12 protein-coding genes are annotated in these 16,614 nt (G+C 72.7%); 7 read left to right on the top strand and 5 right to left on the bottom strand.

Annotated features, from left to right (window positions below):
* Positions 1 to 68: 68 nt before the first annotated feature.
* Positions 69 to 3,341, top strand: coding sequence for a hypothetical protein (locus ACZ3II_RS27165; protein WP_465520566.1), 3,273 nt, complete (start codon positions 69 to 71; stop codon positions 3,339 to 3,341).
* Here ACZ3II_RS27165 and ACZ3II_RS27160 read toward each other — a convergent pair.
* Positions 3,338 to 4,339: a hypothetical protein gene (locus ACZ3II_RS27160; protein ID WP_465520565.1), complete on the bottom strand. Its 1,002-nt coding sequence runs from the start codon at positions 4,337 to 4,339 to the stop codon at positions 3,338 to 3,340. The genes ACZ3II_RS27165 and ACZ3II_RS27160 overlap by 4 nt on opposite strands.
* 139 nt (positions 4,340 to 4,478) lie before the next feature.
* On the opposite strand from ACZ3II_RS27160, the gene fxsT reads away from it, so the two are divergent.
* The gene (gene fxsT, locus ACZ3II_RS27155) at positions 4,479 to 8,003 is read left to right on the top strand and encodes an FxSxx-COOH system tetratricopeptide repeat protein (RefSeq protein WP_465520564.1); all 3,525 of its coding nucleotides are present in this window, start codon (positions 4,479 to 4,481) and stop codon (positions 8,001 to 8,003) included.
* 28 nt (positions 8,004 to 8,031) lie between these two features.
* Here fxsT and ACZ3II_RS27150 read toward each other — a convergent pair whose 3' ends face one another.
* On the bottom strand, positions 8,032 to 8,211 hold the full coding sequence (locus ACZ3II_RS27150; RefSeq protein ID WP_465520563.1) for a hypothetical protein: 180 nt from the start codon (positions 8,209 to 8,211) through the stop codon (positions 8,032 to 8,034).
* A 175-nt stretch (positions 8,212 to 8,386) separates the two neighbouring features.
* Between ACZ3II_RS27150 and ACZ3II_RS27145 the strand changes: the two genes are divergently transcribed.
* Entirely contained in the window at positions 8,387 to 8,653 is a 267-nt protein-coding gene (locus ACZ3II_RS27145; protein WP_465520562.1) for an effector-associated domain 2-containing protein, read from the top strand.
* Here ACZ3II_RS27145 and ACZ3II_RS27140 read toward each other — a convergent pair.
* Positions 8,606 to 10,408 carry an HEXXH motif domain-containing protein gene (locus ACZ3II_RS27140; RefSeq protein ID WP_465520561.1) on the bottom strand — a complete coding sequence of 601 codons (1,803 nt, stop codon included), beginning with the start codon at positions 10,406 to 10,408 and terminating at the stop codon, positions 8,606 to 8,608. The genes ACZ3II_RS27145 and ACZ3II_RS27140 overlap by 48 nt on opposite strands.
* Before the next feature lie 136 nt (positions 10,409 to 10,544).
* On the opposite strand from ACZ3II_RS27140, the gene ACZ3II_RS27135 reads away from it, so the two are divergent.
* Positions 10,545 to 10,835 (top strand): hypothetical protein, encoded by a 291-nt coding sequence (locus ACZ3II_RS27135; protein WP_465520560.1) that lies wholly within the window; start codon positions 10,545 to 10,547, stop codon positions 10,833 to 10,835.
* A 76-nt stretch (positions 10,836 to 10,911) separates the two neighbouring features.
* A complete protein-coding gene (locus tag ACZ3II_RS27130) occupies positions 10,912 to 11,718 on the top strand; it encodes an SAM-dependent methyltransferase (RefSeq protein WP_465520559.1) in 807 nt (268 codons plus the stop codon).
* A 267-nt stretch (positions 11,719 to 11,985) separates the two neighbouring features.
* On the opposite strand, the gene ACZ3II_RS27125 is transcribed toward ACZ3II_RS27130, so the two are convergent.
* Entirely contained in the window at positions 11,986 to 13,659 is a 1,674-nt protein-coding gene (locus ACZ3II_RS27125) for a glycoside hydrolase family 13 protein (protein WP_465520558.1), read from the bottom strand.
* An 82-nt stretch (positions 13,660 to 13,741) separates the two neighbouring features.
* Positions 13,742 to 14,773 (bottom strand): LacI family DNA-binding transcriptional regulator, encoded by a 1,032-nt coding sequence (locus ACZ3II_RS27120; protein WP_465520557.1) that lies wholly within the window; start codon positions 14,771 to 14,773, stop codon positions 13,742 to 13,744.
* A gap of 95 nt (positions 14,774 to 14,868) precedes the next feature.
* Here ACZ3II_RS27120 and ACZ3II_RS27115 point away from each other — a divergent pair, with 95 nt between their 5' ends.
* Entirely contained in the window at positions 14,869 to 15,675 is an 807-nt protein-coding gene (locus tag ACZ3II_RS27115) for an MEDS domain-containing protein (RefSeq protein WP_465520556.1), read from the top strand.
* On the top strand, positions 15,672 to 16,607 hold the full coding sequence (locus ACZ3II_RS27110) for an anti-sigma factor RsbA family regulatory protein (protein WP_465520555.1): 936 nt from the start codon (positions 15,672 to 15,674) through the stop codon (positions 16,605 to 16,607). Before ACZ3II_RS27115 ends, ACZ3II_RS27110 begins: the two co-directional genes overlap by 4 nt.
* Positions 16,608 to 16,614 lie beyond the last annotated feature (7 nt).

Here is a 16,614-nt window from a genome sequence, read left to right as displayed (position 1 = left end):
ATTTCGGCCGCGCATAGCGCCCGAAATCCACACGCCGGGGTGACCGGGAGCCGGGGCACAATGCGGTGGTGATCGAAACGACCCGGGACCTTCTCGCCGTGCTGGAACCGCTGGCCCACCGGCCGCGGATGCGCCACATCGCCGCCTGGGCGCGCGGCGCCGCGGACCGGGCCGAGGTCTGCGCCGACCTGCGGCGACACGGGCCCTACGAACGGCATGTCGCGCTGATCGCGGCGATGGCGGCCCAGGACGCCGCGGGCATCGAGGCGGCCACCCGGGACCCGCTGCCGTCGTTGCGGGCCGCCGCGTACACCGCCGCGCTGCGGGCCGGGGTGCTGGGCGGGCGGCAGGACGACCTGGCGGCCGCGGACCGCCGGCTGATCTACCGCAAGGTGCGCCGCCTGCGGAGACCCGGCGTCGCGGACGCGCTTGTCCACGAGGTCCTGGAGCATCACGGGCCGGGCGAGGCGGCGGCGCTGCTGCCGGTCTGTTCGGCGGAGACGGTCCGGGCCCTGCTGCCCGGCCTGGAGCACGCGGTCAACCTGACCGCTCTGTCCTACGAACACCCTGATCTGGTACGGGATCATCTGCGCCGCCGCTTCGACGAGACGCCGCCCGAGCACCGGGCGTGGCTCTGGCACCGGGCGGCCGCGCCGATCCTCACCGGCGATCCGGCGGCCGCGCTCGAGATGCTGGAGCGGTACGCCCCGGAGGATGCGCTGCCGGGCGCGCTCACGGCGTACCGGAGAATCGACCCGCAACGCCTCGCCCGCCTGCTCACCGCACCCGGCCGCACCGCCTGGCTGCGTCGCCAGACGCTCCCGCCGGGACTGCTGCGCCGCCTCGCCGCGCTGCCCGACGAGCTTCTCGTGCCGATCGGCCGGGTGTTCCGCGACGACCCGCGCATGTTCCCGAAGCTGCTGGCCGCGCTGCCGCCGGCCCGCCGCGGCGCGTTCCACGACCACGTGCTGGCCGACATGGACACCGCCGCCCGGACGCCGTCGACGCAGGTCATGGACGTGCTGCCGGCCGCGGTCCGGATCCGCGAGGCGACCCGGGTGCTGAGCCTGCCGGCGACCGGCGAGCAGGAGGTGAACGTCTACCGGTGGAGCACCTACCTGGCCTGGCCGGAGGCGTCCGCGGCGCTGGAGCCGGCGATCCGGGCCGCCGACGCGGGCACCCGGAGCCTCGGCTGGTCCCTGCTGGTCGCGGCGGCGGTCCGGAGCCGGGAGACCGTGCCGGTGGCCGAGGTGATCGAGCGGATGGGGCGGCTGCGCAACGAGCAGGATCCGGTACGGGCGTCCGCGCTGCGCGCCCTGGTCCGGGCCGGCCGGCTGGTCACCCCCGCGAGTGTGCCCGGCCTGACCCGGATCGTCACCGACGTGGCCGAGGCCGCCGACGCCTCCGAGGACACCCGCCGGTCGGTGGGCCGGCTCGCCGGGGAGGTGCTGCGCCACCAGCCGGGCGTGCCGGAGCTGGTGGACTGGGCGCTGTTCGCCTGTCAGCGGTTGCGCGGCAGCGTGCTCGCGTCGCCGCTGGAGCTGCGGCACGGACAGGAGACGCTGGTCTTCGAGCGGCTGCGGCCGGACCTCGAGGCGGCGTTGCGGAGGGGCGCGCCGGCTGACCTGTTCGCGCTGACCAGGGCCTTCGGGCGGCGGGCCGGGGACGTGCCGGGTCTGCAGGAGTTGCTGCGCCGGTGCATCGAGCCGGGCGTGCCGGAGTCGACGGCCCGGCGGGCGATCGAGCTGTGGCTCGAGAATCCGCGCCATCGCGGGGAGCGGGTCGCCGAGGTGCTGGCCACCGACCCGACGGCGGTGGCGATCCCGGTGGTGTGGGCGACGGTGTGCGCGACCCGTACCGACCTGCTCGACGTGGTGCTCGCCGACCCGCCGCGACCCCGGTCCGGTCTGCGGGCCGCGCTGTCCGGCAGCCGCCCACGCGGCCGCTTCCTCCCCGAGGGCGTGCGGTGGGTCCCGTCCCACGTGGAGCACGCCGGCCGCTGGACGGCACGGCAGCAACGCCGCCTCGTCGAGCTGATGGCCCGGGTCGTCGACGACCCGGGCCGGCCGGACCACGAACGGGCCGCGGCGCTGCGGACCGCGTCCGTCGTGCCGGTCGCCGGCCTGGAGCTGGTGCTGCGCCACCTCGACGGCCCCGAGGTGGTGATCGCCGAGGCCGCGCTGCGGGCCCTGGCCCGGACCGGCCGGCCGGAGGAGGCCCTGCCGAGGCTGCTCGCGCACGCCGGCGGCGACCGGGCCCGGGCCGCGATGTACGCCGCGACCCGGGCGGTCCGGCACCTGCCGCCGTCACGCCTGCCGGACCTGCTCGCGCCGGTGCTCACCGGACCGGCGAAGGTCACCAGCCGCAAGGAGGCGGCGCGGATGCTCGCCCACTACGGCCCGCCGGGCGCGATGGAGCTGCTGCGCGACGCCTACCGGGCCGAGGGCCGGCACCGTGACGTCCGGGCCGCGATCGTCACCGCCGCCCGGCAGCACCTGGCGAGCCCGGTGAGCTGGGACATCCTCGACGCGTCGGTGCACGGCGGCCGCGAGGAACGGCAGGCCGTGCTGGACGCGAGCCCGGAACTGATCGCGGTGGCCGACCGGCCCCGGTACGCGGCCCTGGTCGCCGCCACCTGCCGTGCCACCGACCGGTCCCTGCGCCGGGAGGCGTACCACCGGCTGCCCGTCTGGGCGCCCTGGTCGGGTGACGTCACCGCGCTGATCGTGGAACGGCTCACCGACCTCGGCGAGATCCTGGACCGGTACGAGGCCGGCACGCTGCTGGCCGTCGCCGGCGGCGGCTGGCTGCGCGGCGCGTTCGACAGCCTGGCCGCCCGCGACGCCGCCGACCCCGAACCCGGCCGCTCGGGTTCGGACCGGCCGGCCCGTCGCCGGATCGAGGAACTCGCCCGGGCGACCCTCGCCGTCTCCTCCCGGGTGACCCGGGCCGAGCTGGCGGAGGAGATCCGGTGGCTCGCGCGGCGCCCCGAGTACCTCCGCACCGCCGTCGTCACCCTGATCGGGCTGGGCCGGCTGGACGACCTGGCGGAGGCCGCCGATCTGTGCGCGGATCGGCCGGCGCTGGCGGTGCGGGCCGCCGAGACGGCCGGGACCCGGCTGCGGCAGCTTCCGGAGCTGATCGACGCCGGGTTCCTGGAACCGCTGATCACCGGCCTGGCCGGGCGCGGGGACCTGGCCGGCGGGCTGATCGCGGTGGAACTGGTCCGGCCCGGCGCCACGTTCGGCTGGGCCGAGCCGTGGCGCGGGCTGCTGCTGGCGCTGCGCGGGCACCCGGCGCCGGACGTCCGGGACGCCGCCTGCGCGGTCGACATGACCTAGCCGGCCCTGACGACGGCCTTCTTGCCGGAGATCGTCACGGTGTAGGCGGCGGACCTCCTGGTCCACGGGTTCACGGCGGAGACCCGTACCCCGCCCGCAATGTCCTTGACCTGCACCATCGCCACACCCGCCGCCTTGTTGGCGGACGCCGCGCCGCTGCGGGCGAGCTTGCGCAGCGCGGCGATCGTGGCGGTGCCCTTGGCGGTTCTGGTGACGACCTTGCGGACCACGGCGGCCATGTCGAGGTACGCGACACCCTTCGCCAGCGTTCCCCCGGCGATCGTGACGGCCCCGGCCGGCAGGGTGACGGTCTGCGGGCCGTAACCGAAGACGATGGAGGCCCGGCTGACCCCGGTCGCGCCGGCGGGCACCGCGTCCACCCCGGTCAGCACCGATCCCGCGCCGACGTGCAGGGTCACCGTGTACGGGTCGTCGCCCTCCTGGTCGAGGACGGTGAAGTCGGCGGTCCCGTCGTCGTGGACGGTCCTGGTGCCGGCCCGCGCGTAGTATTCGGCCATGTCGGCCGGGGCGGGCGCGTTGTCGGCGGCCAGGAAGGCGTCCAGCTTCAGGGCCTTGTCGGCGCTGAACACGTACGTCACCGCGGCCTTGCCCATCATCCGCAGCGCTGCCGTCTGCCCGCCGTCCTCCACCGTGCGGTACACGCCCTCGCCCGCGGCCGCGTAGGTCTCCTCGCGGCCGTACCTGCCCAGGTCGACCACGTTCGCGTACCGCCCGTGCACCGGATCCACGACGGTGGTGTCCGCCATGGTGATCGTCCCGGCCTGCGGCGCGGTCAGGCGGAAGTCCGTGACCGCCCGCCAGCCACCGGCCCCGGCCAGCGCCGACGCCGCCGCGACCGGCTGCAGCGCCGCCGTCATCTCGGCGGCGGTCAGCGTCGTGGTGGCATCGGCGGCGAAGGCCGGGCCGGGCGCGACGAGCAGACCGGCCGCGACCGAGGCGGCGGCGAGCAGGACAGCGGGCCGGGATCGAACGGACATGCGGTGACCTCGGGATTCACGTGGTGGCTGACACCGCTTGCGATCGGCCGCCGGCCCGCGGTCCGTACCGTCCGGCCGGTAGCGGTCCGGGTGCAGTCCTTCGCATCGGGATGTCTGCCGGCACTTCACCCGGAAGTGAGTGAGGAGTGTGGACCGGCGCGGTGTTCTTCACTATGGTTCACGAGTTCCTCCATCATTTGCGAGTGGATCGACGACACTCAGCAGCGATACGGGCGTGCATGATGGAGTCAGGAGGCGGGTGCACGGAGGCGATGGGAGAGGTCCGGTGCCGCAGGGCTCGAACAAGAAGGATCCTGCAACCGACCTGAGGGATGCGCTGATCAAAGCCCTCATCGAGATTCCGTTCATGAACGCGCTGCCCGATCGGCGGCTGTTGCTGCAACTCATTCGCCGCGACGTGGTCAATTTTCCCGACGTTCAGGAGCACAACGAGGTCCGTCTCCACGTCGTGCAGATCGTCCTGGCCTGTCTCGGTCATCCCGGCGGCCTGCGCGCGCTGACCGCCGCGCTGTCGACGATGGCGCCGGACGCATCCGGGAGCAGGCGGGCGGTCGAACTCATCGACACCGCGTCACTGCTCAGCCTCCTTCCCGAGAGCGAGAGCAAGCGGATCAACGACCTGCTGCGCCGGGCCGAGACCGAGCAGGGCGAGCGGGGCTGGTGGCGCTCCGGGGCGATCGAGGCGGGCATCGGCGTGCCGCCCGAGGCCACCACCCTGAACGCCGCCTTCGCCGGGCTCGCCGCGCGGCCGGCCGGCCCGGGGACGGAGCTGTCCGCGCTGACCCTCACCCGGCACGTCGCCGACCGGCTGACCGGGTCCCTGGCGGTCGAGCTCTCGCACTGGTCGGCGGGCCAGGCCGACCGGCTGGAGATTCCGGAGCCGGCCGCGCCCGCCACCCCACCGTGCGCCGGTGACGAACCCCTCGTCACCGGCGTTCCGAGCACCACCCCTGCTGTTCCAGATGACCCGGGCGGTGGCGCGAAAGGGCCAGTGCCTACAATTACCCCGGACAGTCCGGACAACTCGGGCGAATCGTCTGAAGTTTATCCGGCGGAGGAGGGCATCGAACCGGTCCGAGCGGGCGACAGCGATTCGACTTCACTGCGAGGAGATAGTGCGATGCCTCCCGTCGGCACCACCCCGCCACTGGTGAAACTGCCCCAGGTGTGGGGTGAGATTCCGCAGCGCAACCCGACCTTCACGGGACGTGAGGACCTGCTCAAGGTCATCCACGAGGAACTGAACCGCAGCCAGGAGACGGCGGTCCTGCCACAGGCGCTGCACGGCATGGGTGGCGTCGGGAAATCCCAGGTCGCCATCGAGTACGTGTACCGGCACGCCGCCGAATACGATCTCGTCTGGTGGGTGCCCGCGGAGCAGGAGGGCCAGATCCTCGCCTCCTTCACCCAGCTCGCGCAGCAGCTGAAACTCGACGTCGGCCCGGAGGTCAACACGGCGGTGCCGGCCGTGCGGGACGCGCTCAGCACGGGTCGCACCCCGTACAGGAACTGGCTCCTGGTCTTCGACAACGCCGAGGCGCCGCAGGCGGTCAAGAAGTTCTTCCCGACCGTCGGGTCCGGCAAGATCCTGGTCACCTCCCGCGACCGGGACTGGACCCGGTTCACCCGATCGGTCGAGGTCGATGTCTTCACCCGGGCGGAGAGCCGGGACTTCCTGCTCGGCCGGGAGCTCGGCCTCGACGACGACGACGCGGAACGGCTCGCCGAGGCACTCGGGGACCTGCCGCTGGCGATCGAGCAGGCGGCGGCCTGGCGGGCCACCACCGGCATGCGGATCGAGGAGTACCTCGACCTGCTGGAGCAGAAGCGCATCGACGTGCTGGAGACCAGCCCGTCCCCGGACTACCCGGACTCGGTGGCCGCCGCGTTCGAGCTGTCGCTGGAGAAACTGCGCGAGAAGAACCCGGCCGCCCTGCAGTTGCTGCAGATCTGCTCGTTCTTCGCACCCGAGCCGATCGCCCGTGACCTCTTCGCCGGCTCCCCGGTCGCGCCGATCAGCGAGGCGCTCGACCCCGTTCTCAGCGATCGGTTCCGGTTGAGCCGCGCGATCCGCGACATCCAGAAGTACGCCCTCGCCAAGATCGACCACGCCCGGGACGCGCTGCAGATCCACCGGCTGGTCCAGGCCGTGCTCGTCGGCCGGATGACCGACGAGGAACGGATGCAGATGCGGCGGGGCGCGCACACCCTGCTGGCCAACGGCAACCCGAACAACCCGAGCCGGCCCGAGGAGTGGCGGCGTTACCAGGGGCTGCGCCCGCACGTGGCGGTCTCCCGTGCCGTCGAGTCCTCCGACCCGCGCGTGCAGGACCTGGTGTTCGGCATCGTCCAGTTCCTGTACTACTGGGGCGACCACACCGGCAGCGAGCAGCTCGCCGAGGAGGCGCACGGCTGGTGGGTCAAGACCCGCGGCGCCGCCCACCCGGAGACGCTGCGGCTGGCCAAGTGGCTGGGCTGGATGCGCTGGGTCAACGGCGACTTCGCCGGGGCCAAGCAGCTCAACCAGCGGACCCTCGAGCTGTACCAGGAGCACATCGGCGACCGCGACGAGGGCACGCTCGACGCGATGTACATGGTCTCGATCGACCTGCGGACCAGTGGCGACTTCATCGCGGCCCGGGATCTGGACGAGCGGGTGCTGACCATCGCCCGGCAGGAGTTCGGCAAGGACGATCCGGCGACCCTGATCTTCGCCCACAGCCTCGGCGTCAGCTTCCGGTTCACCGGTGAGTTCCAGCGAGCCGAGGAGTACGACGCCGACACCCACCGCCGCCGGGAGATGGTTCTCGGCGTTCATGACGAGAACACCCTGAACACCCTGAACGCCCTGCTGATCGACCGGCGGGAGCTCGGTCATTACCTGGAGGCCGCGCGGCGCCAGGAGGAGCTGTACCACCAGCATCTGGAGCTGTTCGGCAACGACAAGCCGTCCACCCTGCAGGCCGCGCGTTACCTGGCCATCGCCCGGCGCAAGGCCGGCGACCATCCGGGGGCGCTGAAGATCGCCCAGGACACCCTGGAGCGGTACACCCGGCGCTACGGTCCCGACTATCCGCGCACGATCGCCATGGCGGTGAACTACGCCATCGACCTGCGACATGCGGGCGAACTCGAGCGAGCGGCGGCCTACAGCACCGACACCTACGACCGGTACCAGCGAATGTTCGGCGCCGGCCACATGTACACGCTGGCCGTCCGGACCAACCTCGCCGTCGTGCTGCGGCTCCAGGGTGAGTGCGAGCAGGCCAGGCAGCACAACGCCGCCGCGCTGCAGGGACTCGAGACGGGCCTGGGCCCGGACCATCCGATCACCCTGATCTGTGCCACCAACCTGGCCAGTGACCTGCACGCCCTGGGACGTTTCCAGGAGGCCTACGAACGCGACACCGACACTCTGGCCCGGTCGTCGCGGGTTCTCGGCGACGAGCACCCGTCGACTCTGGCCGTCGGGGTCAATCTGGCGCTCGACCTGCGTTCGCTCGGCCGTGTCAACGAGGGCGACAAGATCCTCGCGGACACGATGCTGCGGCTGCGGGCGACCCTGGGCGACCGGCACCCGGCCACGCTCAACGCTTTGCAGAGTCTGCGTGCCGACTGTGACGTGGACCCGCCGCCGCTCTGACGCCGACGCTCCCGGGCGGGTCGGACTCTCAGTCGACCCGCCCGGGGCTGCCGCCGCCGCCGAGATTGGCGCGAGGAGTGTCGACCTGCTCGAGGATCCTTCTCATCGACGCGCTGAGCACCGAGGGATCACAGCGGTGCAAGGACGCGAGAGAAATCTCGGAAAGGTCGATCAGATCGGTCTCCACCTCAACCGGAGAAAGATCCACGGGGCGAGCCTCCCTTGATTCCGAATGCGGGCGCGCGCATCCATGGCCTCCACTATCGCATATAGCACTTGATTCACCCGGCGAACTTATTTCTGTACTTATCCACCACCGGCATGCCAGGCTAGCGGCGTCAATGTCCGCGGCAGTGATCGGATGCCGGGTGAACGTTCGTTCCATGAGAGTCGTCGTCGACGCGCTGGAGAACATCCCCCTGATGCGCGACGACTATCAGCGCCGCCTGGTGCTGGACCTGTTACCCGTCCGGATCCGTTCCGGGATCGCGGACAGCACCCTTCCGCGGGTGCACCTCGTCGCCATCGTGCGGGGCTGTGAACAGGACCCGGGGGGCCGGCACGCGCTCGTCGAGGCCCTCCGGCTGGTGCTCGGCGACGACTCACCGGACTTCCGGCACTTCGACGGCGTCGTGCGCGCCCACTGGTAACGCCCGCTCCAGCCACGTGGTCGTAGTGAGCGGATCGGTGACGATGTGCCGAGCGCGGAGGGCGGCGTGCAGGGCGTAAACGATCTCGGGGAAGGTCGCCAGCACCGAGCCCGGGGCGATGGTCGCCGCCAGAGCGGCCCAGGCGGGCGGGTCGGACGGGCGGTCCGAGATGGCACGCAGTGCGGCGTCGCGGGCGGTGTCCACGTCGGCGGCCAGCACCGTGGCGTGGAATCCGGATCGTTCCACCTCTCGGGCGCCGGCCAACCGCCACGCGGTGATCCGCCAGACCAGCGACCAGCGTCCGTCCCCATCGGGCCGGACGGTGCGGGCGGTCAGGCCGGCGGCCCCGGCCGGGTCGGCGGGCCAAGCGGCTGCCAGGCGCCGGATCAGTTCCGGGTCCGGTGCTGACTGCCGGATCCGCCATTCCAGCCGGTGCACCGCGCAGAGCCGGGTGGCGATCGTGACCGCCAGCGGATCCACCGGGCCGTCCGGCCACTCCCGTACGGAACCGGCCAGCCCGTCGACCATGCGGCGGCCGGCCTCGGTCAGGCCGTCGGCCCCGGACAGTTCTCGCAGGGCCGCTTCGACCTGGTCGCGGGCGTACCGGAAGGCGAAGTCCGCGACGGTGCGCCGCCGGCCCTCGGTGCGGAGCCGGCGGGTACGCCAGAAGTCGGCGATCCCGAAGAACGCGTACACCCCCTGCACCAGCCCGGGGAGCGGACGGGGGTCGTCGCGCCACGGCGCGTACAGCACCGGCGCGCCGTGGTCGCCGGTCAGGGCGGTCAGATGGATGAGGCCGCCGAGCTTGATGTGCTGGAACTCGTGGACCAGGCCGACCGCCAGATCGACGTGATCGTTGGGTGGGGAGATCATCACGCTGCCGAACGCCTCGCCGGTGGAGGCGCTGCGGGTGATGCCGGTCCGGTCGTCGGGCAGCGGCACGAGGCTGACCACCCCGGCGGCGAGGGCCTCCGCGGTCACCGGATGGTCCCGGCACAGCACCGACCAGGCGCCGTCGAGCAGCTCCGTCCAGCGGTCCACGTCGCCGGCGTCGAGGCGGTCGGGCGCGACCGGGTCGGCGAGCTCCCGGAACGGGTCGATGTCGTCCAGGAACACCGACAGGCGAGGCCCGTCCCCGGTCCGGATCCGCCGCAGCGGCCACCACCCGGGCGCCTCCGGCTCCGGACCGTCCGGCACCAGCACCTCCCGCCCACCGGCGCGCAGCCGGATCACGCCGCTCGCGCACGTCGCCTCGACCGTGTCCCACCGGTGCAGTCCCGGGAAGGTCGCCATGCCGAGGGCGGGCAGCATCACCCGGCCGCTCCTGGCCGGCAGCCGGGTCCACCAGCTGATCCCGGCGCGAGCGGCCGCGATCAGCGCGATGGTGTGCAGGACCCCGGCGTCGACCCAGAACGGGGCCTCGGACGCCGCCCGGTTCCGGCTGCGCCGCACCACGTACGCGGCCCATGATCCGACCTGCGGATGGAGCAGCAGCTCACCGGCGCCGGCATCGGTGCCGGCGGCGAGAAGGACCGTCCAGGCCTCGTCCGCGGGTGGCAGGGGGCCCATCCCGGCCGGGTCGGCGGTGACGGCGCGGTGGACGGCGTCGAGCAGGAGCAGGCGGCGGCTGCGCTGGCCGGCCCAGAGTGTGCGGATCGCCGGGACGCTGCCGCCGCCGGCGTTCAGTTCGGCCAGCTGGTCGGCCGGGATGCGGTGGTTGTGCAGCGTGTGTTCGTGGTCGGCAGTCTGTCCCACAGGTGTGCCCCCGCTCAGGCCGATCGACGCTGATCACTGTTTGATCCCAGGGTGATCGTACGCACACGGTCGGCAGTCGTTCGAGGGTGCGCCGGGCGGGGTTGAGGGAGTCCGGCCGGCGTGATGGGGTGGGGCGGTGACGGACTCCGAGATCGAGACTGATCGGCAGCCGTGGCTCGGCGGCCTGTGGGCGCTGGTGCCGCACCTGATGCTGCTGGTGTGGATGCTCTGGTCGGCGGCGACCGCCGAGGAGCGGCCGGAGCTGGCCGGGATGCTGGTGCTGCTGGAGATCTGGCTGGCGCCGGCCGGGCTGATCGCCGCGGCTCTGCTGTGGCGCTCGGACCGGTTCCGGGCGCGGACGCCGTGGGTGGCCGGCGCGACGGTGCTGGGCGCGGCGATCGTGTGGATCGCCGCCGTCTCGCTCTGACCCTCCGGTGTGGACGTCAGTGCCGGGCCGCGTATGCTCGGCGCCGATCGTGACGCCGCCGACGGGAGCCGCCGCCATGACCGACCAGGACGTCGCCGCCAAACTGGACACCAGCGTGCCGCACTCGGCGCGGGTGTGGAACCACTGGCTCGGCGGCAAGGACAACTTCCCGGTGGACCGGGCCGTCGGCGACGACTTCGCGAAGCTGTACCCCGACATCGAGGTGGTGGCCCGGCACTCCCGGGCGTTCCTCAAGCGGGCCGTCACCTTCCTGGTGACGGAGCGCGGCATCCGGCAGTTCCTGGACATCGGCACCGGCATGCCGACCGCGGAGAACACGCACCAGGTCGCGCAGGCCGCCGCCCCGGACACCCGGATCGTCTACGTCGACAACGACCCGCTCGTGCTGGTGCACGCGCGGGCGCTGCTGACCAGCACCCCCGAGGGCCGCACCGACTACATCGACGCGAACCTGCACGAGCCCGCCGCGATCATCGAGGCGGCCGGGGCGACGCTGGACTTCACGCAGCCGGTCGGCCTGATCCTGATGAACATCCTCGGTCACGTGCCCGACCTGGACCGGGCGGTGGAGATCGTCCGGGCGCTGCTGGCCGAGCTGCCGTCCGGGAGCTACCTGCTGACCGCCGACGGCACCAACGTCATCGACGGCCCGGCGTTCGAGGCGGCGATCGCGGTGTGGAACGCGAACGCCCCGCTCGGCTACCACCTGCGTCATCCCGACCAGATCGCCCGTTTCCTGGACGGCCTGGAGGTTCTGGAGCCGGGCCTGGTGCCGTGCTCGCGGTGGCGCCGGTCCCCGGACGCGTCCGGCGAGGACCTGCGCGAGGTCGACGAGTTCGGCGCGGTCGCCCGCAAACCCTGAGGCAGGGCGTGCGGCCACCGGTCTGCCGCCGGCGGGGTCAGACCTTGCGGGGTACGCCCACGCATGACCGCATCGACGCAAGAGGCGGTGTCGCGCGACCGGCTCTCACCCGAAGCTGAGACGCGGCCGCGCGACGACGCCTCTTTCGTGGGCCCGGTCATGTGTGGCCGTACCAGAAGAAAGCGGCTGACCGCCATGAGTGTCGCGCCCATGGTGACCGGCCGTCCCCCTCCGTCCCGGGGGCGGCCGGCCACCGGTCTCACGGGGCTAGATCGACCACCAGACGGTGGTGTCCGGGGGCAGCACGACGGTGCCGGCGTCGCCGCCGAGCGGGCCGCTGGCCAGCAGGATCTCGCCGGAGCGGGGGAGCGTGACCGGCTCGGCGCCCATGTTGACGGTGACCCGGACCGCCGGGGCGCCCGCGGCCTCGCGCTCGAACGCCAGCACGCCGGCCGGAGCGGTGATCCAGCGCAGGTTGTCGATCGGGGCGAGCGCCGGGTTGTCGCGGCGGATCGCGAGCGCGTCCCGGTACAGCTCCAGCGTCGACCCGGCGACCCCGGCCTGCGCGGCGACACTGAGTCCCGCCCAGGACGCGGGCTGCGGCAGCCAGCTGCCGCCACCCTCCGGGCCGAAGCCGTACGGCGCGGTGTCGCCGCTCCACGGGATCGGCACCCGGCAGCCGTCGCGGTACCCGTCCTGGCCGGTGGCGCGGTGGAACGCCGGGTCCTGGCGCACCTCCGGCGGCAGGTCGATGACCTCGGGCAGGCCGAGCTCCTCGCCCTGGTAGAGGTAGGCGGAGCCGGGCAGCGCCAGCATCAGCGCGCTGGCCGCCCGGGCCCGGCGCAGGCCGGCGATCTCGTCGACCGCCTCGGGCTTGCGGCCGGCGGCGTCGCCCTCGACCTTCTGCATCAGGCGGGTGCTGTGCCGGACCACGTCGTGGTTGGACAGCGTCCAGGTGGTCGGGGCGCCGACCGCGCGCATCGCGGCGAGCGACTCGTCGATCATCTCGCGCTGCTCGTGGGCGTTCCACGCGGTGCCCAGGTAGCTGAAGTTGAACGCCTGGTGCAGTTCGTCGTCGCGCACGTAGTTGGCGACCCGGGCCAGCGACGGCGCCCACGCCTCGGCGACGGCGATGCGCTCGCCGGGGTACTCGTCGAGGATCTTGCGCCAGTCGCGGTAGATCTCGTGCACGCCGTCCCGGTCGAAGAACGGGCTCTCGCCGGCGCCGAGCAGGTGCCACTCGCCGGTCTCGCCGATGTCCGGCAGGCCGGCCTCCTTGACCATGCCGTGCGCGACGTCCACCCGGAATCCGTCGACGCCCAGGTCGAGCCAGAACCGCAGGATGGTCTTGAACTCGTCCCGGACGGCCGGGTGCTCCCAGTTGAAGTCGGGCTGCTCCGGGGCGAACAGGTGCAGGTACCACTCGCCGTCGGCGACCCGGGTCCAGGCCGGGCCACCGAAGATCGACGGCCAGTCGTTGGGCGGCAGCTCACCGTTCGCGCCCTGGCCGGGACGGAAGTGGTAGCGCTCGCGGAACGGGGACCCGGGGCCCTCGGCGATCGCGCGCTTGAACCATTCGTGCTGGTCCGAGGAGTGGTTGGGAACGAGGTCGACGATCACTCGCAGGCCCAGGGCGTGCGCGCCGGCGATCAGCTGCTCGGCGTCGGCGACGGTGCCGAAGATCGGGTCGACGGTGCGGTAGTCCGACACGTCGTAACCCGCGTCCGCCTGGGGCGAGGCGTAGAAGGGGGAGAGCCACACCGCGTCGACTCCCAGATCCCGCAGGTACGGCAGGCGGCTGCTGATGCCGGGCAGGTCGCCGATGCCGTCGCCGTTGGAGTCGGCGAAGCTGCGCGGGTAGATCTGGTAGATGACCGCGTTCTGCCACCACGATGCCGGGGGCGCCTCCACGGTGGGCGGTGCGATCAGTTGGTCCGTCATGGCGACGAACGCTAGCAGCTTACTAACTCGTGTTACATAGCTCGACGGCTGCTTTCTTTCAGCAAGTTCTTGCAGTGATGGGTTATGTCGGTTTCGCGGTGGATTCCCGGACGATCAGAGTAGTGCCGAGGGTCTGCTGCGGGTGCTGCGCCTCACCCCTGATTGCCGAGATCAGGAACTCGGCGGCCATCCGGCCCTTGGTCACGATCGGCTGGCGTACGGTGGTCAGCCGCGGCCGGAACCACGAGGACTCCGCGAGGTCGTCGAACCCGGTCACGGACACCTCCTCGGGCACTTTGATTGCAAGTTCTTGCAAAGCATCCACGGCCCCGTAGGCGAGCACGTCGGACAGCGCCAGCACCGCTGTCGGACGGTCCGGCCCGGCCATCAGCGCCATCGTCGCCTGATAGCCGTCCGCCCTGGTCACCGGCACCTCGGCGAGCCTCATCCCGGCCATCGCCAGACCCGCCTCGCCGAGCGCGTCGGCGATCCCGGCCATCCGCCGCGCCACCGGCCCCCGATAACCGCGCACCGCCGCGTCCGCGCCCGGGTCCATGGACAGCACCGCCAGCCGCCGGTGACCGAGTTCGAGCAGGTAGCGGGTCACCTCGCGGGCGCCGCCCCGGTCGTCCACCTCGACACTCGGGGCGCCGGCCAGCCGGTCGCTGTCGATCAGCACGAACGGGATGCCGCGCCGATCCAATTCGGCCACCTCGCCGCGATCGGTCTCCAGCCCGCACACGATGAAACCGTCCACGGCGGCGTACGGGATCGCCTTCAGCACCGAGTCCTGCAGCGGCGGCGTCAGCAGCAGCGTGTAGCCCTCCTGGTCGCACACCTGCCCGGCGCCCATCAGGAAGCGGGAGTAGTACGGGTTCTCCAGGATCCGGGCCAGCCGCTGCGGCAGCAGCACCCCGAGCGAGTTGGTGGTGCCGGCCTGCAGCATCCGGCCCAGCGTGCTCGGCGCGTACCCCAGCGTCTCCGCCGCGGCCAGGATCCGCTCCCGGGTCGCCGGCGAGATGCGCCGCGGATTGTTGAAGGCGAACGAGACGGCGGAGCGGGACACCCCGGCCGCCGCCGCGACGTCACTGGACGTGGCCTTTCTCGACGGCATGGGCCACCATAACGCACCCAATCTGACCGTACGGGTTCCCCCGGCCGGGGGATCGATGGCCCGGTGGGCCGGTCGGTACGCCTAACGTGGGAGCGGTGAGCCCGACCCTCTTACCCGACCACACCTGCTGGTCCTTCGACGACGATCGGGCCTTCGAACGGCACGCCCGGGAGTTCCTGCACACCGGCCTCTGCTGCGGCGAGCAGGTCTGGTACGTGCCCGGCCCGCGCTCCGACGGCATCGCCGACTGGCTGCTCGACACCGCGACGGGCCGGGAGCGGTCGGTGCGGATCCTGGACCCGGAACTCGCCTACCCGGCGGACGGCGCGATCGACCCGGACGCGCAGACCGCCGCCTACGTGGCCGCCACCGAGGAGGCCCTGTCCGAAGGTTTCACCGGCCTGCGGGTGGTCGCGGACGCCACCGCGCTGGTCCGGACCGCCGCCCACCTGGACGCCTTCGCCCGCTACGAGTACGCCATCGGCCGCTACATGCGGATCGCCCCGCTGCGCGCCCTCTGCGTGTTCGACCGCTCCGCCCTCGGCCCCGACGCCGTGGCCGAACTCGCCTGCCTGCACCCGCGCACCAACACCGCCGAGGTGCCGTTCGGCCTGCACGCCGGGGCCACCCCGCGGACCGCCGTCCTCGGCGGCGAACTGGACGTCTCGGTGACCGAACTGTTCGCCCGCGCCGTCGAGCGCGCCGGCCTGCGGCCGGTCCGCGGCGAGGTGGTGGTGCACGGGGAGGGCCTGCGCTACATCGACCACCACTGCCTGCGGGTGCTGCACGAGTACGCGGAACGCAACGCGATCACCGTGGTGCTGCGGACCAGCCTGAGCACGGCGCCGGTGATGGTCGAACTGCTCGGGCTGATCCGGCTGCGGGTGGAGATGCTGCGATGACCGGGAACCTGCACCAGGCCCTCTGCTACGACTCCGACGACCACCTGCTCGCCGTCGCCGTGCCGTTCCTGCTCGGCGGGGTGGCGGCGGGCGAACCGACGGTGGTGTCCCTCGGGCCGCGCAACGCCGAGCTGGTGCGGGCGGCGCTGCCGGCGCTGGTCGGGGTGACGTTCCTGGCCGGGGGAGCGGTGTACGGGCGGCCGGCCGCGGTGCTGCGGGAGTACCGGCAGATGCTGGCGGCGTACGTGGCCGCCGGCGCGGGCCAGATCCGGATCATCGGCGAGCTGCCGCCGAAGATGCTCGGCGCGACCTGGGACTGGTGGGCACGGTACGAGGCGACGGTCAACCACGCGCTGCGGGAGTTCCCGCTCTGGAGCATGTGCGCGTACGACACCCGGATCACGCCGGAGACGGTGCTGGCCGACGTGCTGCGGACCCACCCCGGCACCGCGGACCCCGACGGCCGGCACCGGCCCAGCGCGACCTACACCGACCCGGCCGTGTACCTGATGGAGCCACGGGAGCCGCTCGTCGACCCGCTGCAGTGGACCGAGCCGCACAGCGACCTGAAGAACCCGAACGGCACCGTCACCCGGCAGGCGGTCCGGGAGGCCGTCCGCGGGGTGCTCGCGGCGCCGTCCGCCGACGAACTGCTCATGGTGGTCAGCGAGGCGGTCACCAACGCGCACCGGCACGGGCAGGGCATGGTCCGGGTGCGGATCTGGGCCGGCAAGGACCGGGTGGTGGCCGCCGTGAGCGACGAGGGCCCGGGCCCGGCCGACCCGTTCGCCGGGCTGCTGCCGCCGCGGGACGTCACCCGGGGCGGGCTCGGCCTGTGGCTCACCCACCTGTTCAGCGACCACGCGGTGCTGGACCGGCGGCCGGACGGATTCACCATCCGCCTGACCGCCGGCGACCCGCACTGGTGCTGACGGTCAG

The sequence above is a fragment of the Actinoplanes sp. NPDC019969 genome (assembly GCF_055562375.1).
The sequence above is the reverse complement of the archived record's forward strand: the minus strand, read 5'-3'. Positions and strand labels throughout refer to the sequence as shown.